The sequence below is a fragment of the Bradyrhizobium sp. CSS354 genome, assembly GCF_029051725.1.
Classification (GTDB): Bacteria; Pseudomonadota; Alphaproteobacteria; order Rhizobiales; family Xanthobacteraceae; genus Bradyrhizobium.
Map to the genome: position 1 here is coordinate 1 of NZ_JAACFU010000119.1, position 315 is coordinate 315.

A 315-nucleotide genomic window follows, 5' to 3' on the forward strand; every position below is an offset into this window, starting at 1 on the left:
CGCTCGACGAGCTCGAGCGCGCCTTCCGCGAGACCGCGATCGAAGTCCCGGCCCCGGTTGCCAAAGCTGAAGTCAAGGCCGAGCCTGAGCCTGCCGCTGAAGCCCCGGTGCCTGTTGCCAAGGAAGCTGCCAAGGAAGCTGCCAAGGAAGCTGCCAAGGAGACCAAGGCGCCCAAGGACAAGGCCGCGCCGAAGAAGTCGATCGCCGACGAGGGCGCCGGCGAGGGCGCCAGCATCGCCAACCAGTCGATCCGCGTCAACGTGGATACGCTGGAGCATCTGATGACCATGGTCTCCGAGCTGGTGCTGACCCGCA

General features: G+C 66.3%; 1 pseudogene. It reads left to right on the forward strand.

The features are described from left to right. Window positions 1-315, forward strand: a pseudogene (locus tag GWG67_RS38920) (hybrid sensor histidine kinase/response regulator); the annotation flags it as partial.